The organism is Candidatus Planktophila sp. (assembly GCF_046070465.1).
GTDB lineage: Bacteria > Actinomycetota > Actinomycetes > Nanopelagicales > Nanopelagicaceae > Planktophila.
On sequence record NZ_JBJTMK010000060.1, the window covers coordinates 1 to 4,568 of the forward strand.

At 49.2% G+C, this 4,568-nt stretch carries 4 protein-coding genes; 1 reads left to right on the top strand and 3 read right to left on the bottom strand.

What is annotated here, in order from left to right; all coding sequences use genetic code 11:
• Both ACKOVI_RS02835 and ACKOVI_RS02840 read right to left on the bottom strand, forming a co-directional pair.
• Positions 1-1,982 (bottom strand): MMPL family transporter (locus tag ACKOVI_RS02835; RefSeq protein WP_509602509.1); only part of this gene is annotated, 1,982 nt, incomplete at its 3' end.
• On the bottom strand, positions 1,983-2,582 hold the full coding sequence (locus ACKOVI_RS02840) for a trimeric intracellular cation channel family protein (RefSeq protein WP_509602510.1): 600 nt from the start codon (positions 2,580-2,582) through the stop codon (positions 1,983-1,985). It lies immediately after the preceding gene.
• Positions 2,583-2,687: 105 nt separating this feature from the next.
• On the opposite strand from ACKOVI_RS02840, the gene ACKOVI_RS02845 reads away from it, so the two are divergent.
• Complete coding sequence (locus ACKOVI_RS02845; RefSeq protein WP_509602511.1) at positions 2,688-4,208, top strand: alpha-amylase family protein; 1,521 nt, start codon at positions 2,688-2,690, stop codon at positions 4,206-4,208.
• Between the two features lie 156 nt (positions 4,209-4,364).
• On the opposite strand, the gene ACKOVI_RS02850 is transcribed toward ACKOVI_RS02845, so the two are convergent.
• The coding region (locus tag ACKOVI_RS02850; protein ID WP_509602513.1) for a hypothetical protein at positions 4,365-4,568 on the bottom strand (204 nt) is incomplete at its 5' end.

Below are 4,568 nucleotides of genomic sequence, written 5' to 3' on the forward strand. Positions count from 1 at the left end.
TCTTGCAAGCCTGCAATGTGACCGTTAGCAAGGCCTCCAAGCGCACCGACGAGGATGATGGCAGCAGCGCTAACGACTCCCCCTGTGTGAGCCAAACCTTCTTTAATGGCATCTGTAGTGGATTCACCTTTATCGCGCGCCTCGCGCATACGAGAGACGATAAAGACTTCGTAATCCATAGATAAGCCGAAGAGAACTGCAAAGAGGAAGACTGGCACCCAGCCCTCGATTTGAGGCACGTGATAAGTCCCAAGAATTGGCGATAACAAGCCAAATCTAAAGACGGCCACCAACAAGCCATAGGTAGCAGCTAGAGAAATGAGATCAAGGAGAACTGCAACCAAAGGCAGAATTAATGATCTAAATGACCTAATCAACAAGAAGTAAGCAATAGCCAAAGCAGCTATAAAGATAATCGGGAAAGTGCTGTAAACAACCTTGAGAAAGTCGACACCTTGGGCTGCTGCTCCTCCAACGTATATTGAGGCAACTTGAGATAGCTCTGAATGTGGAATGTAATCTTCGCGAAGACGTTGAATAAATGCCTTTGACTCTTCAGAACCAAATTCATGGATTCCCATAATAAAGATACGTTGGTATTGACCCGTAGGGTCAACAAATTGCGGAGTGCTGTCAGCTTGTCCACCCAGGACTGCATCATCGACAATGACACTGAGTCCCAGCTTGGTGCGCATCCTTACATTCTCCGGAAGCAAGGCTTGACCTGGCTTTCCATAATCAATCACAATCACAGTTGGAGTTACGAGTCCCGGGCCGACGCGATTGACTACAAAGTTCAGACCTTGAGCTGATTCAATATTAGTTGGAATGGCGCGCAGCGAAGTCGGTGTCAGTTGAAGCCATGCAACGGAAGATGCCGCAAACAGCAAGACAAGAACGCCACTGACGAGAACCTGCCATGGTCGCTTGATCACAAGCGTTGCAATCTTTGCCCACAGCCCTTGCATCTCATCGCTGGCATTGAATGCGCCCTTAATGAAGTGTGGCTTTACTCCCTTTGCTCCTAGGTAATACAACATAACCGGCTGCAACGTCAGAGCAGCGAGGACGGAGACCACAGGGACTACCAGACCTGCAGCGCCGAGAGAGCGAATAAATGGAATCGGTACAAGGAAGAGCGTCGTAAGCCCTATAGATGCTGTCAGACCTGAGAGCAGGACTGTACGTCCGGCAGTAGCCATCGTACGAACGACTGCGCCTTCGCGATCAGATGGATCAATCTTGATTTCGGCAATAAATCGATGGGTGATCAGAATTGAATAATCGATAGCAAGGCCAAGGCCAATAAGTTCTACAACATTTGGAATGTAGAGCACCATTAAAACGTGGTCTGCCAAGAGAAAGACCGCAGATATCGCAGCAGCAATGGTGGCCCCCGCAGTAATAAATGGAATTACCACTGCGCGAGACAGCCCGAAGATGAGAATCAAGATAAAGATTGCAATCCCTATCGCAAGGACTCCACCGCCCTTTAAATCTGAGCTCAGGATTGGTTCGAAGTCACCTTGAATTGCAGGCGGTCCGGTGACCATTGCGCCTTTCAAACCTTCTGATACAAGAGCTGCGCGAAGATCCCCAGTTAACTGTGCGGCATCTTTGAGGTTGAGCGAAGTTCCGATTCCCGTATAGAGAATTCCTTCAAGAACTTTGCTCTGGATCACCTTGCCCGTGGGAATGGATTTTGCAGCGTTGGCCACCTTTGATTTGAATACATCAATCTCTTCAGTCGTTGCGTGCGTGAAGGGATAGACAACGGTAAAAGTTCCCTCAGAATTTTCACCGAAGTTCTTGACTGTGATCTCTTCCGCTTTTGTGGAATCTGACCCTGGCACAGCCAGTGATGTTGAAAGCTTGGCGTTCACACCTAACGAAGCAAAGACTCCAAAAATCGCAACTGCAATCCAAGCGACGATGACAGCGACTCGAAGGCGAATTATCTGTCGCGTGATGTAAGCAAGCATTTATTTCGCAAATTTAGGGAGGTGCAAATCAAATTGAATTGAAAAGAATCTGGTTGCAATCACAACAAAGCCGCCCATGATTACTGCAGGGATTTGTGCGACATTGAGTGCAATGAGGGCAACAAAAGTGCTCGCACCCATCAACGCGCTTGTGCCGATTGTCTCTCTGTGAAGTAGCACTGGCTCTACTTGGCAAAGAACATCGCGAAGCAAACCACCAGTAACAGCTGTGATGACACCAAAGATGATGGATGAGTACCAAGGAATATTGATTTCAAATGCGAGCTGAGTTCCTGACATCGTCGCGGTTGCGAGCGCAAAAGTGTCCATCGCTAAGAGCGTCTTGCCGACGTGGGTAACACGACGGAAGGTTAAGGTGATGATAACCGCTGCCAAGACTGAAGCCAGAATCCAAGGATCGGTAATCCAGACCGGCATGATGCCCAAGAAAACATTGCGCAGAGTGCCACCGGAGATTGAGGCAATGGTGGCAATGAAAGTTATGCCTCCGTAATCCAAGCCACGATCCGCTGCGACTCGGGCACCGACGAGAGCGAAGACAAATGTCGACAAGAGGTCGAGCGCATGGAGCAGAGTCATAGGTGCAGTTTAATCACTGAACAATTCTGAAAATTGGTTTCAATTGGGTTACAAAACTCTCATCTCCCTTCCAAGGCCCGTCAAGCCTAACTAGGCTCACACATTATGAGCACGCGCCAGAAGACCATCGATGCTGCCCGTAAGAGGCTCGCTAGCAACCTGAAGAGCGACCCAGGCCTTCCTGATCTCTTGCTTCGTTATGACCGGTGGGCCCAAGACCTCTATGACGGCCTGGCAGCGGTCTATCCAGCTGAATCAACCATGGAGAAGATTGTTGACGTCATCGCTGGGATCTTTGCAGCTCGCACTCAAGAATTACGTGACCGCGATCAGTCGCGCATCCTCGCCCCCGATTGGTTTCAATCACCGAATGCCGTGGGTTATGTCGCTTATGCAGATCTGTTTGCTGGTGACCTGAATGGGATTCGAAAGAAGATCGACTACTTAGAAAATCTAGGAATTACATACCTGCACTTGATGCCACTTCTTACCCCGCGGCCATCACCCAACGATGGTGGTTACGCGGTGATGGATTACCGGACAGTGCGAAAAGATTTAGGATCGATGAAAGATTTATCGAAGCTCTCATCAGAACTACACGAATCAGGGATTTCACTCACCCTCGATTTAGTTCTTAACCATGTTGCAAAAGAACACGAGTGGGCAGAGAAGGCAAAGGCCGGAGATCAGAAGTATCGCAACTACTTCTACGCATATGATGACCGCATAATTCCAGATCAATTCGAGAAGACTCTGCCAGAGATTTTTCCAACATTTGCGCCAGGTAACTTCACCTTTAATGAAGAGTTGAAGGCATGGGTCTGGACTACATTTAATGATTACCAATGGGATGTAAATTGGTCCAACCCCGATGTCTTCCTCGAATACGTCGACATCATCGGCTACCTCGCTAATCAAGGAGCCGACTGTGTGCGCTTGGATGCAATTGCATTTATTTGGAAACGCCTTGGCACCGATAGTCAAAACCAACCTGAGGTCCATGCAATTACACAGGCACTTCGCGCCGCGGCTCATATCTCAACCCCATCACTGATTTTTAAAGCTGAAGCGATCGTTGGACCGAAGGATGTTGTTCATTACCTTGGGCAAGGCGACCATGCAGGAAAAGTTTCTGATATCGCCTACCACAACAGCCTGATGGTGCAGATCTGGTCTGCACTTGCATCACGTGATGGCCGATTGATGGCACATGCACTCTCAAAGTTTGCCCCGGTTCCGACAACTTCCGGCTGGGCCACCTATCTGCGCTGCCACGATGATATTGGCTGGGCAATTGATGATGCTGATGCGAGTGAACTTGGCATTAACCCATATGCGCATCGTGGCTTCCTGGCAGAGTTTTATGCCAATGAATTCGAAGGCTCCTTTGCTCGCGGTGTTCACTTCCAATCAAATCCGACAACAGGCGATCGCCGAACATCAGGTAGCGCTGCAAGCCTGATTGGTATTCATGCTGCAATTGAGAATAAGGATGCACCTGCACTGCAGACCGCCATCGATCGCTTGAAATGTGCATATGCAATGGTCTTTGGCTTCGGTGGCCTCCCGCTTCTTTATATGGGCGATGAATCCACCGGTTATCTTCGGCCTTCGATGGGTTCTTGAGGAAGCTCATGTCATTGACCATGCCGAGTTCATCGCCCATATAAAGAAGCGGCAGCCCACCAAAGCCAAAGACCATTGCATATGCGCACTTCAAGCGATCGATAGCAGTCTGCAGAGCAGGTGCATCCTTCTTCTCTATTGCAGCTTGAATACCAATCAAGCTTGCGGCGCTCCCTGATGTTCGGCGATCGCCTGTTGTTGGATTTGATTGGAAGTGAACGCCGCGAGCGAAGGAACCTTCGAATTCATTGGCATAGAACTCTGCAAGGAAGCCGCGATGGGCATATGGATTAATGCCAAGTTCACTTGCATCAGCATCATCGATTGCCCAGCCAATGTCATCGTGGCAGCGCAGATAGG

Excerpts from the sequence above, each read along its gene's own strand:
- ACKOVI_RS02845 (WP_509602511.1), top strand. The coding sequence starts at position 2,688 with ATGAGCACGCGCCAGAAGACCATCGATGCTGCCCGTAAGAGGCTCGCT.
- ACKOVI_RS02840 (WP_509602510.1), bottom strand. The coding sequence starts at position 2,582 with ATGACTCTGCTCCATGCGCTCGACCTCTTGTCGACATTTGTCTTCGCT.